The 17,538-nt window shown below is 66.6% G+C and carries 14 protein-coding genes; 5 read left to right on the forward strand and 9 right to left on the reverse strand.

All coding sequences use genetic code 11. From position 1 onward, the window contains the following. Positions 1-46: 46 nt before the first annotated feature. Positions 47-1,246 carry a fatty acid desaturase family protein gene (locus ACLQ3I_RS11135; protein WP_425801832.1) on the forward strand — a complete coding sequence of 400 codons (1,200 nt, stop codon included), beginning with the start codon at positions 47-49 and terminating at the stop codon, positions 1,244-1,246. A gap of 147 nt (positions 1,247-1,393) precedes the next feature. On the opposite strand, the gene ACLQ3I_RS11140 is transcribed toward ACLQ3I_RS11135, so the two are convergent. Further along, on the reverse strand, positions 1,394-2,665 hold the full coding sequence (locus ACLQ3I_RS11140; RefSeq protein ID WP_425801834.1) for an MFS transporter: 1,272 nt from the start codon (positions 2,663-2,665) through the stop codon (positions 1,394-1,396). Positions 2,666-2,746: 81 nt separating this feature from the next. Here ACLQ3I_RS11140 and ACLQ3I_RS11145 point away from each other — a divergent pair, with 81 nt between their 5' ends. Then, on the forward strand, positions 2,747-3,646 hold the full coding sequence (locus ACLQ3I_RS11145; RefSeq protein ID WP_425790905.1) for a LysR family transcriptional regulator: 900 nt from the start codon (positions 2,747-2,749) through the stop codon (positions 3,644-3,646). Here the strand turns inward: ACLQ3I_RS11145 and ACLQ3I_RS11150 are convergent. Together ACLQ3I_RS11150 and ACLQ3I_RS11155 are read right to left on the reverse strand one after the other, a co-directional pair. Then, positions 3,627-4,400, reverse strand: a complete 774-nt coding sequence (locus ACLQ3I_RS11150; protein WP_425790907.1) for a TIM barrel protein — start codon at positions 4,398-4,400, stop codon at positions 3,627-3,629. The two genes, ACLQ3I_RS11145 and ACLQ3I_RS11150, sit on opposite strands and share 20 nt — an antisense overlap. After that, positions 4,400-5,464 (reverse strand): Gfo/Idh/MocA family oxidoreductase, encoded by a 1,065-nt coding sequence (locus tag ACLQ3I_RS11155; RefSeq protein ID WP_425790909.1) that lies wholly within the window; start codon positions 5,462-5,464, stop codon positions 4,400-4,402. Before ACLQ3I_RS11155 ends, ACLQ3I_RS11150 begins: the two co-directional genes overlap by 1 nt. Positions 5,465-5,569: 105 nt before the next feature. On the opposite strand from ACLQ3I_RS11155, the gene ACLQ3I_RS11160 reads away from it, so the two are divergent. Then, positions 5,570-6,580: a LacI family DNA-binding transcriptional regulator gene (locus ACLQ3I_RS11160; RefSeq protein WP_425790911.1), complete on the forward strand. Its 1,011-nt coding sequence runs from the start codon at positions 5,570-5,572 to the stop codon at positions 6,578-6,580. A 94-nt stretch (positions 6,581-6,674) separates the two neighbouring features. On the opposite strand, the gene ACLQ3I_RS11165 is transcribed toward ACLQ3I_RS11160, so the two are convergent. The 6 genes from ACLQ3I_RS11165 to iolC form a co-directional block, all read right to left on the reverse strand. Continuing rightward, positions 6,675-8,171: a CoA-acylating methylmalonate-semialdehyde dehydrogenase gene (locus ACLQ3I_RS11165; RefSeq protein ID WP_425801836.1), complete on the reverse strand. Its 1,497-nt coding sequence runs from the start codon at positions 8,169-8,171 to the stop codon at positions 6,675-6,677. Between the two features lie 236 nt (positions 8,172-8,407). Next, positions 8,408-9,466, reverse strand: coding sequence for a Gfo/Idh/MocA family protein (locus ACLQ3I_RS11170; RefSeq protein WP_425790915.1), 1,059 nt, complete (start codon positions 9,464-9,466; stop codon positions 8,408-8,410). Then, the gene (iolD, locus tag ACLQ3I_RS11175) at positions 9,463-11,487 is read right to left on the reverse strand and encodes a 3D-(3,5/4)-trihydroxycyclohexane-1,2-dione acylhydrolase (decyclizing) (RefSeq protein WP_425801838.1); all 2,025 of its coding nucleotides are present in this window, start codon (positions 11,485-11,487) and stop codon (positions 9,463-9,465) included. The genes ACLQ3I_RS11170 and iolD overlap by 4 nt, the downstream gene beginning before the upstream one ends. A 223-nt stretch (positions 11,488-11,710) precedes the next feature. Next, entirely contained in the window at positions 11,711-12,583 is an 873-nt protein-coding gene (gene iolB, locus ACLQ3I_RS11180; RefSeq protein ID WP_425801840.1) for a 5-deoxy-glucuronate isomerase, read from the reverse strand. A gap of 4 nt (positions 12,584-12,587) precedes the next feature. Beyond that, the gene (locus ACLQ3I_RS11185) at positions 12,588-13,529 is read right to left on the reverse strand and encodes a Cgl0159 family (beta/alpha)8-fold protein (RefSeq protein WP_425801842.1); all 942 of its coding nucleotides are present in this window, start codon (positions 13,527-13,529) and stop codon (positions 12,588-12,590) included. Further along, positions 13,522-14,514: a 5-dehydro-2-deoxygluconokinase gene (gene iolC / locus ACLQ3I_RS11190; RefSeq protein WP_425790923.1), complete on the reverse strand. Its 993-nt coding sequence runs from the start codon at positions 14,512-14,514 to the stop codon at positions 13,522-13,524. The genes ACLQ3I_RS11185 and iolC overlap by 8 nt, the downstream gene beginning before the upstream one ends. Before the next feature lie 188 nt (positions 14,515-14,702). Between iolC and ACLQ3I_RS11195 the strand changes: the two genes are divergently transcribed. Next, a complete protein-coding gene (locus ACLQ3I_RS11195; protein WP_425801844.1) occupies positions 14,703-15,911 on the forward strand; it encodes a Gfo/Idh/MocA family protein in 1,209 nt (402 codons plus the stop codon). A gap of 92 nt (positions 15,912-16,003) precedes the next feature. Continuing rightward, positions 16,004-17,335, forward strand: a complete 1,332-nt coding sequence (locus ACLQ3I_RS11200) for an MFS transporter (protein ID WP_425801972.1) — start codon at positions 16,004-16,006, stop codon at positions 17,333-17,335. Positions 17,336-17,538 lie beyond the last annotated feature (203 nt).

The raw sequence follows: 17,538 nt of genomic DNA on the forward strand, positions 1-17,538 counted from the left end.
GAGGTCCGTGGACCGTCCATTCGCTGCACGGGCATAATGGGTGCCGATGGCCATAACCGACATCAATGCCTACGCCCATCTGAGTGATGCGGACGTCGAGGCATTGGGCGCTGAACTCGATGCACTTCGACGTGAGATCGAAGCCGATCGAGGCGTTCGTGATGTCCGCTACCTGCGTCGGACGATCTTCGCCCACCGTGCGCTCGAGGTGGCCGGTCGGCTTGCGTTGTTCGGCAGTCACAAGCGTTCGCTGTGGCTGCTCGGGACCGGTGCGCTGGCCCTTTCCAAGATCATCGAGAACATGGAGCTCGGGCACAATGTGATGCACGGGCAATGGGATTGGATGAATGATCCCGAGGTCCACTCCACGACGTGGGAGTGGGACATGGTGTGCGCGTCCCCGCATTGGAAGCACTCGCACAACTACATCCACCACAAGTACACCAACGTGGTCGGGATGGATCACGACGTCGGTTACAAGATCCTCCGCGTGACTCGCGACGAGCCGTGGGAGCCGCGGCGCATCCTGCAGCCGGTGTTCAACCTCGTCCTCGCCGCAACCTTCGAGTGGGGAATCGGACTGCACGACCTCGAACTCAAAGAGGTCATCAACGGCACGAAGCCGAAAGATGTTGCAGTACCTCAGATCAAGGTGTTCCTGCGCAAGATCGGCAAGCAGGTCGGCAAGGACTACGTACTGTTCCCGGCACTGACCGGTCCGAACTATGTGCACACCTTGACCGCGAACCTCAGTGCGAATCTGATCCGCAACCTCTGGGCGTACGTGGTCATCTTCTGCGGTCATTTCCCGGATGGCGCAGAGAAGTTCACCGTCGATTCACTCACCGACGAGACACCCGGACAGTGGTATCTCCGGCAGATGCTCGGTACCGCCAATTTCGACGCGGGCCCGGCGACGGCCTTCCTGAGCGGCAATCTCTGTTATCAGATCGAGCATCACCTCTATCCGGACCTGCCCAGTAACCGCTACGCCGACATCGGTGTGCGGGTGCGCGAACTGTGTGACAAGTACGATCTGCCCTATACGACCGGTTCACTGTTCGTGCAGTACCTGCAGACACTGCGCACCATCAACAAACTCGCGTTGCCCGATCGGTTCCTTCGTGACACCGCCGACGACGCGCCGGAGACGGCGTCGGAGCGACGCTTCGCCGGTATGCCACGGACCCGCGGGCTCAAGACCGCCATTGCCGATCTGCGGCGAAAGAAGCTGTTGCGTAGGTGATCTCGATACCGACCGGCGAGGCGCGACTTCCGCTGGTTGAGTAGTCGCCGAGCCCGCCCCGGCTGGTTGAATAGCCGGCGAGCCCTCCCCCTGCTGGTTGAGTAGCCTGCGAGCGGCAGCGAGTCGGCGTATCGAAACCGCGAACCGTCAGCCCCGAACCGCCCCACGCAATTCGGCATGAGCGGCCCGGCCTTGGAGCGGATGGCCACGTTCGGTCCACGAGAAGATCGCCCAGGTCGCGAGCCCGACGATCGCCGATCCCGTCCCGATCGTGCAGACGAGGGGCCAGCCGCCCGCCTGGTACGCCCAGCCACCGACCGTCGAGCCGATCACGCCACCCGCGAAGTACGCCACCATGTAGGCCGTGGTCAGTCGCGAACGAGCTTGGCCGTCAAGCGAATACACGCCGGTCTGATTGGCCAGCTGGACGCCCTGGACGCCGAAATCGAAGATGAGCAGGGCGATCACCAGCACCACGACGTGATGTGCACCGGCCCACAGCAGGACCCATCCGGCGATCTGCGCGCCCCACACGCCGTACTGGGTGTGACGCAGATAGCCTCGGTCGGCCAGCTTGCCGACGACGGGCGCAATCAGCGCACCCGCCACCCCGGCGAGTCCGAACAGGCCGATCTCCGCCTCCGAGTACGAATAGCTCGAGTCACCCGCGCCGGCCAGCAGGAAGGCGATCGCGGTCCACATGCAACTGAAGGCCGCCATGCTGAGCCCACCCAGGAACATGCGGTGCCGCAACACGTCGTGGGTGCGCACGAGGGTCAGGATCGACCGGAGGACCTGGGGATAGCTCTGACCCGATCCGGCGGCCTCGGGCCGCGCTTCGGGAGCGCGGAACCAGACCGCCACCGCCATCGCCACCTGTAGTCCCGCGGCGACGAACAGGATCGCCCGCCAGCCGCCGACCTCGGCGACCAGTCCGCTGAGGACCCGGGAGGACAGGATGCCGATGAGCAGTCCGCTCATCACGTTCCCGACGACCGCGCCGCGCTCGTTCGGTGCCGCGATCGCGGCCGCCCACGGCACCACGACCTGTGCGGCCGATGCCGACACCCCGACCGCGAACACCATCGTCACCAGGCCTCCGTACGCGGGCATCAGGCCTGCGGCCACCAGGGCGAGGCACGACACGGCGAGGAGACCGGTCACCAGTCGGCGGCGGTTGACGAAGTCGCCGAGCGGGACGACGAAGGCGAGGCCGAGCAGGTAACCGATCTGGGTGACCGCGATCAGCAAACCCGCCGTCGCGGTCGAGATCGAGAAGTCGACGCTGATCTCGTGCAGGAGCGGTTGCAGGTAGTAGAGACAGCCGGCCGATGAACCCGCAGTCACCGCGAACAGGAAGACCACGACGCGACTGAGGTGGGTCTGTGCTCGGACGGGGACAGAGATGGTGGTGGCCATCTGAACATTGTCCGGCTGCCAAGCTCTCAAGAAAAGCGATAGATTTCGATATAGACATCTTTGATTGCGATGGAGGCCGGCATGGAGCTGCGTCACCTGGAATACTTCCTCGCCTGCTGCGACCACGGCACGTTCACCGCCGCCGCGCGATCACTCAACGTCGTGCAGTCGGCGGTGTCCACGGGTGTCGCCAAGATGGAGCGTGAACTGGGGGAGCGCGTCTTTGATCGCACACCCACAGTGCTCGTCCTGACCGACACCGGTCGCGCGATCGTCAGCCCGGCGCGCGCCGCCCTGCGCGCACGCGCGGACATCTTCGACGCGGTCGACGAAGTCCGCGGCGATATCCGCGGAGAGGTCGCTGTCGGCGCGCTCATCAATGTCGTCTCCATAGATCTGGCCGAGGCATTCGCCGAGATCCACCGGCGGCATCCCGGGATCACGATCGCCATGCGTCAGAATCCCCACGGCAGCTCCGGCAACATCGTCGGGGTGCGCGCCGGCACCCTCGACCTTGCCTTCCTGGGGGCGTACCCGGAGCTGATCCCCGGCATCGCGGTTCACCGGCTCGCGCAGGAACCGCTGGTACTGGTGTGCTCGCCCGATCACCGTCTGGCGCAGGCCGGCACCTTCGCGACCGCTGACCTTGCCGAGGAACGCGTCATCGACTATCCACCCGGTTGGGGCACCCGCGCGGTCGTCGACCGCGACATCCCGAACCGGCGGACGGTGATCGAGGTGGCCGATCAGTTCTTCGGGATGAGCTTGGCGGTCAAGGGGTTCGGGGTGACACTCGTTCCGCTCGGCGTGGCGCACATGCAGGCCGGTGCGGTCATCGTGCCGTGTTCGGACACCCCGTTGATGTGGGACATCGCGATTGCCCATTCGTCCACCCGCACGCCATCACGCGCGGCCCGGGCCGTGCTTGACATCGTGCTCGAGTTGGCGCGGCCCGTACGGGTCAGGCGAACGCTGTCATGAAGGCGTCGAGGGCGCTGTCCGGGTCGGTCCTTGCCCAGCCCTCGAGGCCGACGACGCCGGTGTAGCCGATCTCTTTCAGCACGGTGGCGATTGCCGGGTAGTTGATCTCCCCGGTTCCCGGCTCGCAACGGCCTGGCACATCGGCAACCTGGATCTCGCCGACGAAAGGCATTGCTGCCCGGATCAATTCGATGAGGTTACCCTCACCGATCTGAGCGTGGTACAGGTCGAGGTTCATCCGCAGGTGCGGGGAGCCGACGGCCCTCACCAGGGTCATGGTGTCCGCGGCGGTCGCGAAGGGGGTACCTGGATGGTCGATGGCGAGATTGAGGTTCTCCAGGGTGAAGACCCTGCCGTGACGTTCGCCGATCTCCGCGAGCCGGCCCAAGGTGTCCGCCGCGGTGAGCCACATCTCGGGCGTCACCACTTCGACCGGAGCGATCGGCAGGCCCTCCGGGCCCAGACCGGTGCCGTGCACGTTGAGGCTTGGGCAGTCGAGGCGGGCGGCTACCGTGATCGACTCCTCCGCCGAGTCGAGAAACGCGGAGATGCCGTCGGAATCGGTGAGATTGCCGGTCAGGTACCCGGTCATCGAGGCGAACTCGGCGCCGGTGGCGACAAGGGCATCGATGTCCTTGGTAGACCAGTCCCAGACCTCCACCAGGAGCCCTCGTTCGTGGATGGTCCGCACCCGATCGACGAAAGGCCGGTTGAGATAGAGCATCTCGGCACTGGCCGCCAGCCGGTAGCTCATCAGCGGACCTCGCCGATCGTGATGGTGCCGCCAGTCTCGACGCTGTGGATCGCCGCCAATGCGATCTGCAACGCGGTCCGGGCGTCCGCCCCGCCGACCGGGGCAGGCGATCCGCCGCGCACCGACTCGACGAATGCCGTGAGCTCGCCTACGTAGGCACTGTGCAGGAGCACGGTGTCGCGCCGGGCGGTGTCGATCTCGACTCCCGCCGCACCGTAGAACGTCATGTCGGTGGTGCGTCCGTCACCAGCGGTCGCCATACCCGCCGAGCCGAACACCTCGGCGCGGACGTCGTATCCGTACAGCGCCGAGAAGCTGGCCTCGGCGGTGGCGATCGCGCCGTTGTCGAAAGTGATCGTCACGACAGCGGTGTCGAGATGGCCACTCTCTCGGGCATCCGGCCGGATCAGCGCATCGGCGAAGGCGTGGACCGACACCGGGCGGGCGCCCGGATTGAGGAAGCACAGTGTGTCGAAATCGTGGATCAGCGTCTCCAGGAAGATCGTCCACTGCGGGACGCGGGCCGGATCCACCTGCCACGGGCCGGGATCGCGGGTCAGCGAGCGCAGCAGCTGCGGGGTGCCGACCCGGCCGTCGTCGACCGCCCGGCGGGCGGCGGCGAAACCGGGGGCGAACCGGCGGTTGAACCCGACCTGCAGCACGACATCGTGGTCCGATGCCGCGGCGATCGCCTGATCGGCCTCGTCGAGGGTCACCGCCATCGGCTTCTCGCAGAAGACGTGTTTTCCGGCCGCCGCTGCGCGACAGACCAATTCGCTGTGGCTACGTGCGGGTGCGGTGATCAGGACGGCGTCGACATCGGGCGACGCGAACACGTCGTCGATGTCGGTGGTGGCGAACCCGGCCCCGGCCACCGCCGCGAGCCGCTCGGCCGCACCGTCGACCGGATCGGCGACGGCCGCGACGACGGCACCCGGCACGTGCCGGGTGATCAGTTCGGTATGACTGCTGCCGATGCGGCCGGCTCCGATGGTGGCAATGCGGATCGGTGCCGTCGCGCCGCGCGACGGCACCGGGATCGAGGCGGGGGTGGTGGCGGTCATGTGAGTCTCCGGACGCGAGCGGGAAGGAATCGGACTAGATCGTTCTAGTAGAACGTTCTAGGCTAGAGTAGTGCCGGCATTCACATCTGGTCAAGAGAGGGATACATGGTGGAGAGGCGCGGCAGCAGAACGACGCTCATCGACGTCGCACAAGCGGCGGGCGTGTCGAAGGCCCTTGTCTCGATTGTGATGCGCGGCGTGCCGGGTGCCAGCGACGAAACCCGTGAGCGGGTGCTGAGGATCGCCGATGAGATGGGCTACGTACCGGATCAACGGGCCAGGAAGCTGCGGCAGTCGTCGTCGCGACTGCTCGGCGTCACCTTCGAACTACGTGAACCCTTCCATGGTGACCTGGTCGAGGAGATCTATCGCGAGGCCGCCGAGGCCGGATATGACGTGGTGATCAGTGCGGTCGCGCCGAGCCGGTCCGAATCGAGTGCGGTCGAGACAGTTGTGCGTGAGCGCTGCGAGGCGGCGATCTTGCTGGGGCCTCGTCTCGACGGCATCGAGTTGTCGACGCTCGTGGAGCGTCTACCGGTCGTCGTGGTCGCACAGGGGGTCGACGATCCGCGGACGGGATACGTGCGCAGCGATGACACCGCGGGTATCGGCTTGGCCGTCGATCACCTCGTGGAACTCGGACATTCCGCCGTCGTGCACATCGACGGCGGAGATGCGCCCGGTGCGGATGAGCGGCGAGCCGGCTTCCGCGCTGCGATGCGTCGCCATCGGCAGGACCGCGGGCTGCGAATCGTCAGCGGCGGACTCGGGCAGATCGACGGTGCTCGAGCGATGGGGACGATACTCGACGCAGGTGACCTGCCTACCGCCGTGATCGCCTTCAATGACGACTGTGCAACTGGCGTCATCGACACGATAATCCGTGCGGGAATGTCTGTGCCCGAGGATATCTCGGTGGTCGGCTACGACGATGCACGGTTGGCGGCGGGGCTGCGGGTACCGCTGACGACGGTGTCCCAGGATGCGCGCCAGATGGCCTGCGACGCGGTGTCCGGGGCGCTCGCGATGATCGGTGGGAGTGATCCTCCGGCGATTGTGCGCCGCCCGCAGCTCGTGGTTCGAGGCACCACCGCACCGGTCCACTTTGTCGAGTGAATCCAGAGGTTGCCGTTTGGCCCGGCGGGCGAGCCAAACGGTAACTGCTCCGGTTGGTGCTGTGACTCAAGCGCGCTGTCTCATGCGTTCTGTCTCAGGCGTTCTGGGGGAAGCCGAGGTTGAGGCCGCCGTGTGAAGGGTCGAGCCAGCGGCTGGTGATGGCTTTGCCGCGGGTGAAGAAGTTGACGCCTTCCATGCCGTGGGCATGGGTATCACCGAACAGCGAGTTCTTCCAGCCGCCGAAGCTGTAGTAGGCCATCGGGACCGGGATGGGCACGTTGATGCCGACCATGCCGACTTCGACCTCGTTCTGGAATCGGCGTGCTGCGCCACCGTCGTTGGTGAAGATGGCGGTGCCGTTGCCGTATTGGTTGGAGTTGATCAGTTCGAGCGCTTCGTCGTAGGTGTCGACCCGGACGACCGAGAGGACCGGGCCGAAGATCTCGTCGGTGTAGATGCTCATGTCGGTGGTGACGTCGTCGATCAACGTCGGGCCGAGCCAGAAGCCGTTGGCTCCGCCGTCAGCGGTGACCTCCCGTCCGTCGAGGATCAGGGTGGCGCCGTCGGCCTCGCCTGCGTCGACGTAGGAGGCGACCTTGTCGCGGTGGGCCTTGGTGACCAGCGGTCCCATGTCGGAGTTCTTGGTGCCGTCACCGGTCTTGATGGTCTTGGCGCGTTCGGCGATCTTGGCGACGAGTTCGTCGGCGATGTCACCGACGGCGACGCAGGCCGAGATGGCCATGCAGCGTTCGCCTGCGGAGCCGAAGCCGGCGTTGACCATGGCGTCGGCGGCGAGGTCCAGGTCGGCGTCGGGTAGCACGATGGCGTGGTTCTTGGCGCCGCCCAAGGCCTGGACGCGTTTGCCGGCGGAGGTGCCGGTGGCGTAGACGTATTGGGCGATCGGGGTGGAGCCGACGAAGCTGATCGACTTGATCGCCGTGTTGGTCAGCAGTTCGTCGACAGCGAGCTTGTCGCCCTGCAGGACGTTGAAGACGCCTTCGGGCAGGCCGGCTTCTTTCCAGAGTTCGGCGAGCCACAGCGACGCCGACGGGTCCTTCTCCGAGGGTTTGAGGACGATGGTGTTGCCGGCGGCGATGGCGATGGGGAAGAACCACATCGGCACCATGGCGGGGAAGTTGAACGGGCTGATGATGCCGACCGGGCCCAGCGGCTGGCGCACGGAGAAGACGTCGACCTTGGTGGAGGCATTCTCGGTGAAGCCGCCCTTGAGCAGATGTGGGATACCGCAGGCGAACTCGGCGACCTCCTGGCCGCGGCTGATCTCGCCGAGGGCGTCGGAGAGGACCTTGCCGTGTTCGGCGGTGATGATCTCGGCCAGTTCGGGCTTGCGGGCTTCGAGCAGTTCGCGGAACTTGAACAGGATCGCGGTGCGCTTGGCCAATGACGTGTCGCGCCAGGCGGGGAATGCGGCGGCGGCGGCGTCGATCACCGCACGCGCGTCTTCGATATTGGCCAGCGCGACCGCGCCGGTGACCTCGCCGGTGGCCGGATTGGTGACCGGTGCGGAATTGCTGCTGGTGCCGGGGTAGGCCTTGTTGTTGAGCCAATGGCCGATGGTGTTGACGGACATGGTGTTCTCCTGTGGGGTTGTTCACGATGGTCGAGTGGCCGCGAACGGCGTGAGTGGCGTATCGAGACCTGTTGGGGGGGTCTCGATACGTTCCTCGCCTAGCGGCTCGGAGCTACTCGACCGGCGGTTGAGGCTCGGAGCTACTCGACCGGCGGTTGAGGCTCGGAACTGCTCGACCGGCGGTTGGGGGGTCGGGACTGCTCGACCGGCGGTTCGGGGATTTGAGTCGAGCGCGATCAGGCTCCCGGAATCGACGCCCGGGAAACCATGTCGACCGTCTGACGCTCTCCGGTGTCGAGCGCCTTGACACCTGCGGCGCACACGGCCGCGGCGGCGTACCCGTCCCAGGCGCCCGGGCCATCGACGTTGATCCCGGCACGCACCGCATTGACCCAGCGCTGGATCTCGTTGTCGTAGGCCTGACCGAATCGCTCGACGAAGGACGGTGTGATGTTGCCGCCGACGATGCCGGCGATCTTGCGGCCGTCACCGGTGTCGGACTGGACCGGGTTGCGCTGCTTGCGGATCAGGCCCTGATCGAGGCCGATGAAGGCCGAACCGAGCTCGCCGACGAGCTCGGTGCGCACCTCGTAGGCCACACCAGTGGTGACGAAACACTCCACATCCACGTGGCGACCCGACTCGGTGGTGAAGATCGCGATCTGCGGATCCTTCAGTCCCTCGGGCGCATTGGGATTCGCGCCCGGGGCGATGATCTGGACCGAGGTGATCTCTTCGTCGAACAGGAATCGCGTGACGTCGACCTCGTGGACGAGTGAGTCCTTGACGATCATCGAGCTGTCAAAGCTCGGCGGGACGGCCGGGTTGCGGTGCACGCAGTGGGCGAGCAACACCTGACCGAACGTACCGTCGTCGATCAGGCCCTTGAGCTGTTCATATTCGTGGTCGAACCGCCGCATGAAGCCGACCTGGATCAGCTTGCGGCCCAACTCCGCCTCCCGCTTGACGATCTCGAGCGAGGTGGTGACGTCGGTGGTCAGCGGCTTCTCGCACATGACCGGCTTGCCGTTCTCCAGACAGGCCACCAGTTGCTTCTCGTGCGTCGGTCCGGGCGTGGCCAGGATGATTGCATCGACCTCAGGATCGGCGATCGCGTCGAGCGGGTCGTTGATGACCCGACAACCCGGGATGCTCGCGGCCAGTTCGTCGGCCTTTTCCGGGAAGTAGTCGTTGAGCACGGTGACGGTGGCGCCCTTGGTGCGCTCGGTGATGCGGGCGACGTGGTCGGCACCCATCATGCCGACGCCGAGGACGGCGATGCGCAAGTCTTTCACTGGTTCTCTCCGTTCGTGGACGAGGTCGGGTCGCTGGTGGAGGTGGGGCTCAGATACGGCCGCTGAACGGCCTTCCACTTCGTATAGACGTCGTGCGCCTGTTGCGTGGATTCGAGGGTGGAGGTCTCCGCCACTGGTACGTCCCACCAGGATTCGCTGTCCGGCGCGCCGATCAACGGATCGGTCTCGACGTGGATGACGGTGGTGCGCTCCCCGGCCTTGGCCGCCTTGATGGCATCGGCGAACTCGGCGGTGGTGGTGGCGCGGATGACGTCGGCCCCGAGCGACGCGGCGTTGGCGGCGAGATCGATGGGCAGCGTCGAGCCCTCGAGACGGCCGTTGTCGCCGCGGTAACGATAGTTGGTGCCGAAGCGTTGCGAGCCCAGCGATTCCGACAACGAGCCGATCGATGCGAAGCCGTGGTTCTGCACGAGGACCACGATCACCTTGAGATTCTCCTGCACGGCGGTGACCAGTTCGGTGGCCATCATCAGGTAGGAGCCGTCGCCGACCATGACGAAGACGTCGCGGTCCGGGCAGGCCATCTTCACGCCGAGGCCGCCGGCGACTTCGTAACCCATGCACGAGTACCCGTACTCGACGTGATAGCCCTTGGAATCTCGCGTGCGCCAGAGTTTGTGGAGATCACCCGGCATCGAGCCGGCGGCGCAGACCACCACATCGCGTGGATCGGAGGTTTCGTTGACGAGGCCGATCACGGCGCCCTGGGTGAGCGCCTCCTCGCCGGTGGCGACGTTGGTGCCGACCGCGGTCGGGGAGTAGGCCTGTTCGACGATGGCATCCCACTCGGCCGCCAGCGTCGCGACGCGCTCGCGGTAGTCGTCGTCGACGGTGTGGTCGGCGAGCAGTTCGGCGAGGGCGTCCAGCGATTCGCGTGCGTCGGACACCACGCTGTACCCGCTGTGCTTGACCGAATCCAGCGATGCCACATTGATGTTCACGAATCGCACCCCATCGCCGGTGAAGGCGGTGCGGGAGGCGGTGGTGAAGTCGCTGTAGCGGGTGCCGATCCCGATCACCACGTCCGCCTCGGCCGCCAGAGCGTTGGCCGCGGTGGTGCCGGTCGAGCCGATGGCGCCGACCGACTGCGGGTGATCGTAGGGGAGCGAACCTTTGCCGGCCTGGCTCTGGCCGACCGGGATTCCGGTGCGGGCGCAGAACCTCGCGAGCGACTCGGTGGCGTCGCTGTAGATGACGCCGCCGCCGGCGACGATGAGCGGCCGCCTGGCCGACCGGATGATCTCGGCTGCCTCGGCGATCACGTGGCGTTCCGGCAATGGCCGGGCGACATGCCAGGTGCGTTCGGCGAACAGCGATTCCGGCCAGTCGAACGCCTCGGCCTGGACGTCCTGTGGGATGGCGACGGTGGCCGCGCCGGTCTCCACCGGGTCGGTCAACACCCGCATGGCGCCCAGGAGTGCGCCGGGCAGCTGCTCGGGTCGCCACACGCGGTCGAAGTAGCGCGAGACGGGTTTGAATGCGTCGTTGACGCTGATGTCGCCCGACGACGGGAGTTCGAGTTCCTGCAGCACCGGAGAGGTGGCGCGGGTGGCGAAGGTGTCCGCCGGAAGGAGAAGGACGGGTATGCGGTTGATGGTGGCCAATGCGGCACCGGTGAGCATGTTGGTAGCGCCGGGGCCCACCGAGGCGGTGACGGCCCAGGCCTGCAGGCGGTCCTTCATCCGGGCGTAGCCGACCGCGGAATGGACCATCGCCTGCTCGTTGCGGCCGAGGACATACGTGAGCGACAGGTCACGACCGTTGTCCACATCGTCGATCTCGTTCTGCAGCAACGCCTGACCGAGGCCGGCGACGTTGCCGTGACCGAAGATGCCGAAACAACCGGCGAAGAACTTCATACGCTCGCCGTCACGCTCCACGAACTGGTTGGCGAGGAATCGCACGGTCGCCTGCGAAACGGTCAGTCGGACGGTCGGTTCACCGTGGGGCGTCCGCACGCCGGTCACGCCGCCGTCTCGTCCCTGATTGATCGGTGCCACGATGGCTTCTTTCTGTGTTGGTCGGGTGAGGATCTCGATACGCCCTCGGCTGGCGCCTCGGGCTACTCGATCGGCGGATGGATGGCCCTCGGCCGGCGCCTCGGGCTACTCGATCGGCGGTCGAGATCGCGCGTTCGGTCTCTCGTGCCTTCCGCTGATCGAGTAGCCAGGAACGAAGTGAGTGGCGTATCCGCCGGGTTGAGCTTGTCGAAATCGAGATCCATCAGCGGGCTGGTCTCTCGTGCAGGGGGAGTCGGGGATCGATGTCCTGGTGTTCCCAACTCCCGCGCAACCAGGTGTGGGCGGGGTCGTCGCAGATCTTCCAGGTGCGTTCGCCCGATCCGGCCATCACGTTCAGGTAGTACATGTGATAGCCGGGCGCTGCGATGGATGGCCCGTGGTAGCCGTGTGGGACCAGGACCACGTCGCCGCTGCGTACCTCTTCGAGCACCTCGATCGGACGTTCGGGGGTGCCATATACGCGGTGGTAGCCGAAGCCCGGTGACCCGTCGGGGCCGTCGGCGATCTCGAAGTAGTAGATCTCCTCGAGTTGGGACTCGTTCTCGCTGTTCTCGTCGTGCTTGTGGGCCGGGTAACTCGACCAGTTGCCGCCGGGGGTGATGACCTCGCAGGCGATGATCGAGTCGGCCTCGAATGCGTCTGCGGTACCGAAGTTGTGCACCTGCCGGCTGCAATTGCCGGCACCGCGCAGTTCCACCGCGACGTCGGCGGCCGGCACGTACCGGAACGGCAGTGTCGTCGCGGCTCGGGCGCCACAGAGAGCGAAGCGCCCCCCCGGCGCGCTCGTCACGGTGAACTCGGAATCCCGACCGACGTAGGCGAAGTCGCTCGGACCGTCGAACACGCTTGCGCGCCCGGCCAACTCGAAGGACCGGTGACCGGAAGCCACCGCCGCAGAGCCGGACAGCGGCACCACGATGATCTCGTCCTCACCGGACCGCCGGGTGATCGCCTCGCCGGCACCGAGTTCGACGACGAACAGAGATGATTTTGTCCAGCCCGCCGATTCCGGCGTGACGTCGACCGTCAGCGGTGCGGTGGCAGACCGCGTCGGAATGTAGTACTTGCTGTTCATCGGCTCACCTCACCAGGTTGACCGCGGTGTCGACCGCGGTGGCCACATCGTCATCGCCAGGGTAGAGCAGCGTTCGGCCCACGATCAGACCGCGGACCGATGGGATACGCAGGGCGCGTTCCCAACTCGCAAATGTCGCGTCCGGGGCGGTCTGCGGGTCGCCACCGAGCAACAGGGTGGGCAGTGTCGTGGCGTCCATGACGCGTTCCATCTCGTCGACCACCGGAAGCTTCAGCCACGTGTAGGCCGACGTCGAGCCGAGGCCCTGCACGATGTGCATCGACTTGATCACCGCGTCGGCGGTCAGGTCGTTGCGCACCTTGCCGTCGATACGTGACGACAGGAACGGCTCGAGCATGGCGATCGATCCGCCGGCGGCGAGCTGGTCGACGGCAGCGGCGCAAGCCGTCATCATGTTCAGCGTCCCCTCGTCGGCCAGGTCCACCCGGCACAGCATCTTCGCGCCGTTGAGACCCGTGTCGATGGTCCATGACGCGGTCGCCGCGGTCATCCGATCGTCGAGCTCGAACGACGCACCGGCGAGGCCACCGCGGTTCATCGAGGAGAACACGACCTTGTCCTCGAGTGCGCCGAGCAGCAGCAGGTCCTCCAAGACGTCGGAGGTGGCCAGCACGCCGTCGACGCCGGGGTTGGCCAGGGCGGTGCGCAGGCGGTCGAGCAGATCGGAACGGCTGTTCATCGCGGTCGGATTCGATCCGACGGTGAGTGCGCCGCGAGCGGGGTGATCGGCGGCGACGATCATGAGGCGGTCGGAACCGGTGACCGTCGCGCGCCGCCGCCGTCGTGCCCATGCCTCGGCGATGGCCTGTGGGTGGGTGGCCCGGATGGCGGTCACCTCGGCGTACGTCGAGCACGCTGCTGCCGCCACGCCGTTGCGGTCGATCACGGCTCCGGGTGGGCCGGGGGGCGTCGCGACCTCAGACATGGATCTTCTCCTCAGCGGTGGTGGCGAGCTCGGCGACCTCGTCGGCGGTGGGCATGGCGGTAGAGCACTCGAGTCGGCCTGCGACGATCGCGCCGGCCGCGTTGGCGTGGCGCAAGATCTTCTCCAGCGGCCAGCCCTCGAGCAATCCGTGACACAGGCTGCCGCCGAAGCTGTCGCCCGCGCCGAGCCCGTTCACGACGTCGACCGGCATGGGCGCGACCTCGACGGACTCGGTGCGGGTCTTGCCGAGCACTCCCTTGGGGCCCTGCTTGACGATCGCCAGTTCGACACCGAGGTCGAGCAGCGCATCGGCCGCGGCGTGCGGGTCGGTCTCGCCGACCGCGATCTCGCACTCCTCGCGATTGCCGACGGCGACGGTGACATGTGACAACGCGCGGCGAACCTGTTCGGTGGCTGCCTGCGGCGTGGACCAGAACATCGGTCGGTAGTCGAGATCGAGAACCGTGAGCGACTGACGCCCGCGTGCTTCCCATGCGGCGAAGTGGGCACTGCGCGAGGGCTCTTCGGACAGACCCGTGACGGTCGACCAATAGAGGCGCGCGTCGTGGACCGCGGCGATGTCGAGGTCGGCGACCGCAACCTGCAGATCCGGGGCAGTCGGCTTGCGGTAGAAGTACAGCGGGAAATCGTCCGGCGGAAAGATCTCGCAGAAGGTGACGGGAGTGGCGTACTCGTCGTCGATCCCGACGAATCGGTTGTCGACCCCCAATCGAACCAGCTCGGAGCGCACGAACCGACCGAACGGGTCGTCACCGACACCCGAGATGAGTGCGCTGCGCTCTCCGAGTCGCGCCGCTGCGACGGTGACGTTCGCCGCGCTGCCGCCGAGGAACTTGCCGAAGCTGGTGACCTCCTCGAGGCCGACCCCGATCTGCTGGGGGTAGATGTCGACACCGCTGCGGCCGATGGCCAGCACATCGAAGTGTGGTGTCTCGCCCAGGCGGGATTCTTGCTGTGCGGTCACGTACTGCTCCCTGCTCGTGGTTGGACGGGTGAGGGCCTCGATGGGACATACGGGCCGAGGCTTCCATTGCCATCCACTGTGCGTCAGTTCACAGCCCAAAGTCAATACTTTGTCCGGACATTATTACCTGGCATAGTGGTGTCGGAGATCACACGGCCCGATTCGGGGCCCTGTCGAAGGGACTGGAGATGACAGTGGATACCGCTACCGAAGTCACCGCCACCGAAACCGGCAACGCAGGCGTTGTCGTGCCTGTCGGCATCGTGGGCTTCGGCTGGATGGGTCGCGCCCACGCGCAGGCGTACGCACGGGTTCGTCACCATTATCCGCAGCTGACGCCCGTACCGAAGCTGATGGTGATCGCCGATGAGGTCGCCGAGCGCGCCGCCGAGGCCGCCGCTCAATTCGACGTGCCGTCCACGGTCACCGACTGGCACGACGTGGTCGACGACCCGGCGATCGGTGCGGTCAGCGTCACCGCCCCCAACTTCCTGCACCGGGAGATCGGCTGTGCCGTGGTCGCGGCGGGCAAGCACCTCTGGATCGAGAAGCCGGTGGGTCTGTCGGCCGACGACGCACGAGCCGTGGCCACCGCCGCACGGGCCGCCGGAGTGCAGACCGCGGTCGGTTTCAACTACCGCAACGTACCCGCGGTCGCAGCGGCGCGAGAGCTGATCGCCGCCGGCGGGATCGGCGAGGTCACCCATGCGCGATTCCGGTTGTTCAGCGATTACGCTGCCCATCCCGACGGTGCCCTGAGCTGGCGTTTCCAGCGTGCACGCGGTGGCAACGGAGTGCTCGGCGACCTGGCGTCGCACGGCGCGGACCTGGTGTGGTTCCTGCTGGGCGACATCGAATCGGTGGTTGCCGACACCGCGATCTTCGTCCCTGATCGACCACGGCCGACCGGTTCGACGTCGGGTCACCAACTCGCGTCCGGGGGTGAACGCGGCCCGGTGGAGAACGAGGACTACGTCTCCGCGCAGATGCGGATGTCCTCGGGTGCGCGATGCGTACTGGAGGCGAGTCGGGTGTCGGTGGGAGCGCAGAACTCCTACGGCTTCGAAGTCCATGGCACCGAGGGCGTCGTGCGGTGGGACTATCGGCGGATGGGTGAACTCGAGGTCGGTGACGGGCGCGAGTATCAGGACCTGGCGGTGGCGACCAGATTCGTGGGTCCGGGCGCGGGTGACTACGCCGCGTTCCAGCCCGGCGCCGCCAATCCGATGAGCTACGACGATCTCAAGGTGATCGAGGCGGCACGTTTTTGTGCGTCGATCACCGGTGGGACCGGCGGTGCCACGATCGACGATGCGGTGCGCAGCGCCGAGGTGCTGGACGCGATGACGACCTCGGTGCGGGAGGCGGCCTGGATCTCACCGGCGTCGATGAGGTGATCGGCCGCTCCGCGAGACAGGGGCACGAGGCGACGTCGGCCCCCGCCGACTTCCCGTACGCTCTGGCCCTGCTGGGCGCGGGCGCGCTGTTCATGGAGATCCTCGACGCCACCATCGTCGCGACCGCGCTACCCGCCATGGCGGCCGAGCTCGGTGTGCGCCCGCTGGACGCCACCGCCGTGGTGACGGCGTATCTGATCACGCTCGCCGTGCTCATCCCCCTGTCCGGGTGGGTCGCCGACCGGTTCGGGGTGCGGCGCGTGTTCCTCGTCGCAGTGGCGGTGTTCACCCTGGCATCGGCCGGCTGCGCGCTCGCGCCGGACTTGACGACGTTGGTCGGGATGCGCGTGCTGCAGGCCGCGGGTGGCGCGATGATGGTCCCCGTCGGCCGGCTCGCGGTGTTACGCAGCGTCGAGCGATCACAGCTGGTCCGGGCCATCGCCTACCTGACGTGGCCGGCGCTGATCGCGCCGGTGGTGGCGCCGCTGTTCGGTGGGCTGATCGTGACGCACTCCGACTGGCGGCTGATCTTCGCCATCAACATCCCGATCGGTGTCGTCGGCTTGGGTGCCGCGGCGATGTGGTGTCGTCCGGCCGAGCGTCATTTGGGTCGTCGACGACTCGATGTCACCGGCGTCGCACTCACGACCCTGGCGATCGGTGCCGCGATATACGCCGCCCAACAGGTTGCCGCAGACTCACCGCAGTGGGCCGTGATCGCGGGGTGTGTCGTCGCTGCGGCGGTACTCGGCGTCGGGGCGGTGCGGAGGATGCGAACATCGCCGCATCCATTGCTGAATCTTGATGTGCTGCAAACTCATTCGTTCGCCTCGGTGGTGGGTTTCGGGACGGTGTACCGCCTGGTGATCAGCGCGGTGCCGTTCTTGCTGCCGCTGATGTTCCAGCTGGAGTTCGGCTGGTCGCCGGTCGCTGCCGGGGCCATGGTGACCGCCCTGTTCGTCGGCAACGTCGGCGTCAAGCCGCTCACCACGCCGATGATGCAGCACTGGGGTATCCGACGCGTGCTGGTGGTGGATCTGGTGGTGTCGGTGGTCGCTTTCGTCGCGCTCGCGGTCCTCGGGCCCGGCACGGCGACGGCGGTGATAGTGGTGGTGCTGGTGGTGTCTGGGGCGTTGCGATCCATCGGGTTCTCTGCCTACAACACCCTCGCGTTCGCCGACGTCGACGCGGCCGAACTCAGTGACGCAAATGCGGTGCACGCCGCCGTCGAAGAGCTGGGGTCGGCCTTCGGGGTGGCTCTCGTGGCCGTCGCCATATCCGTCTTCGCCGACGTCCGCGGTTTGCCCGCCGGCGCATACTCGGCAGCATTCATGCTGCTCGCCGCTCTGACCGTGATCTGTGTGTTCGGAGCCACCCGACTGCCCACCGCGGCGGGCGCACGAGCCTTGGGGCCACGTCGATAGTGGATCGGCTCCGGTGCCGAGATTCAACTCACGCCTGGGACGCGGACGCCCCAAAATTCAGGCTCACCGACTGGGAGGGCCGGAATGGCCGAACTGCGTTGCGAGTTGGAATGACGGAGCACCTTCACCGGCCGTCCCACGGGTTTTGCGGTCTATCTGCCGGCAACAACGGCACCGCCCAGACCCAGCCCTTCCATACGAAC

Source organism: Gordonia sp. DT101 (assembly GCF_049844895.1).
In the GTDB taxonomy this organism is placed as follows: domain Bacteria; phylum Actinomycetota; class Actinomycetes; order Mycobacteriales; family Mycobacteriaceae; genus Gordonia.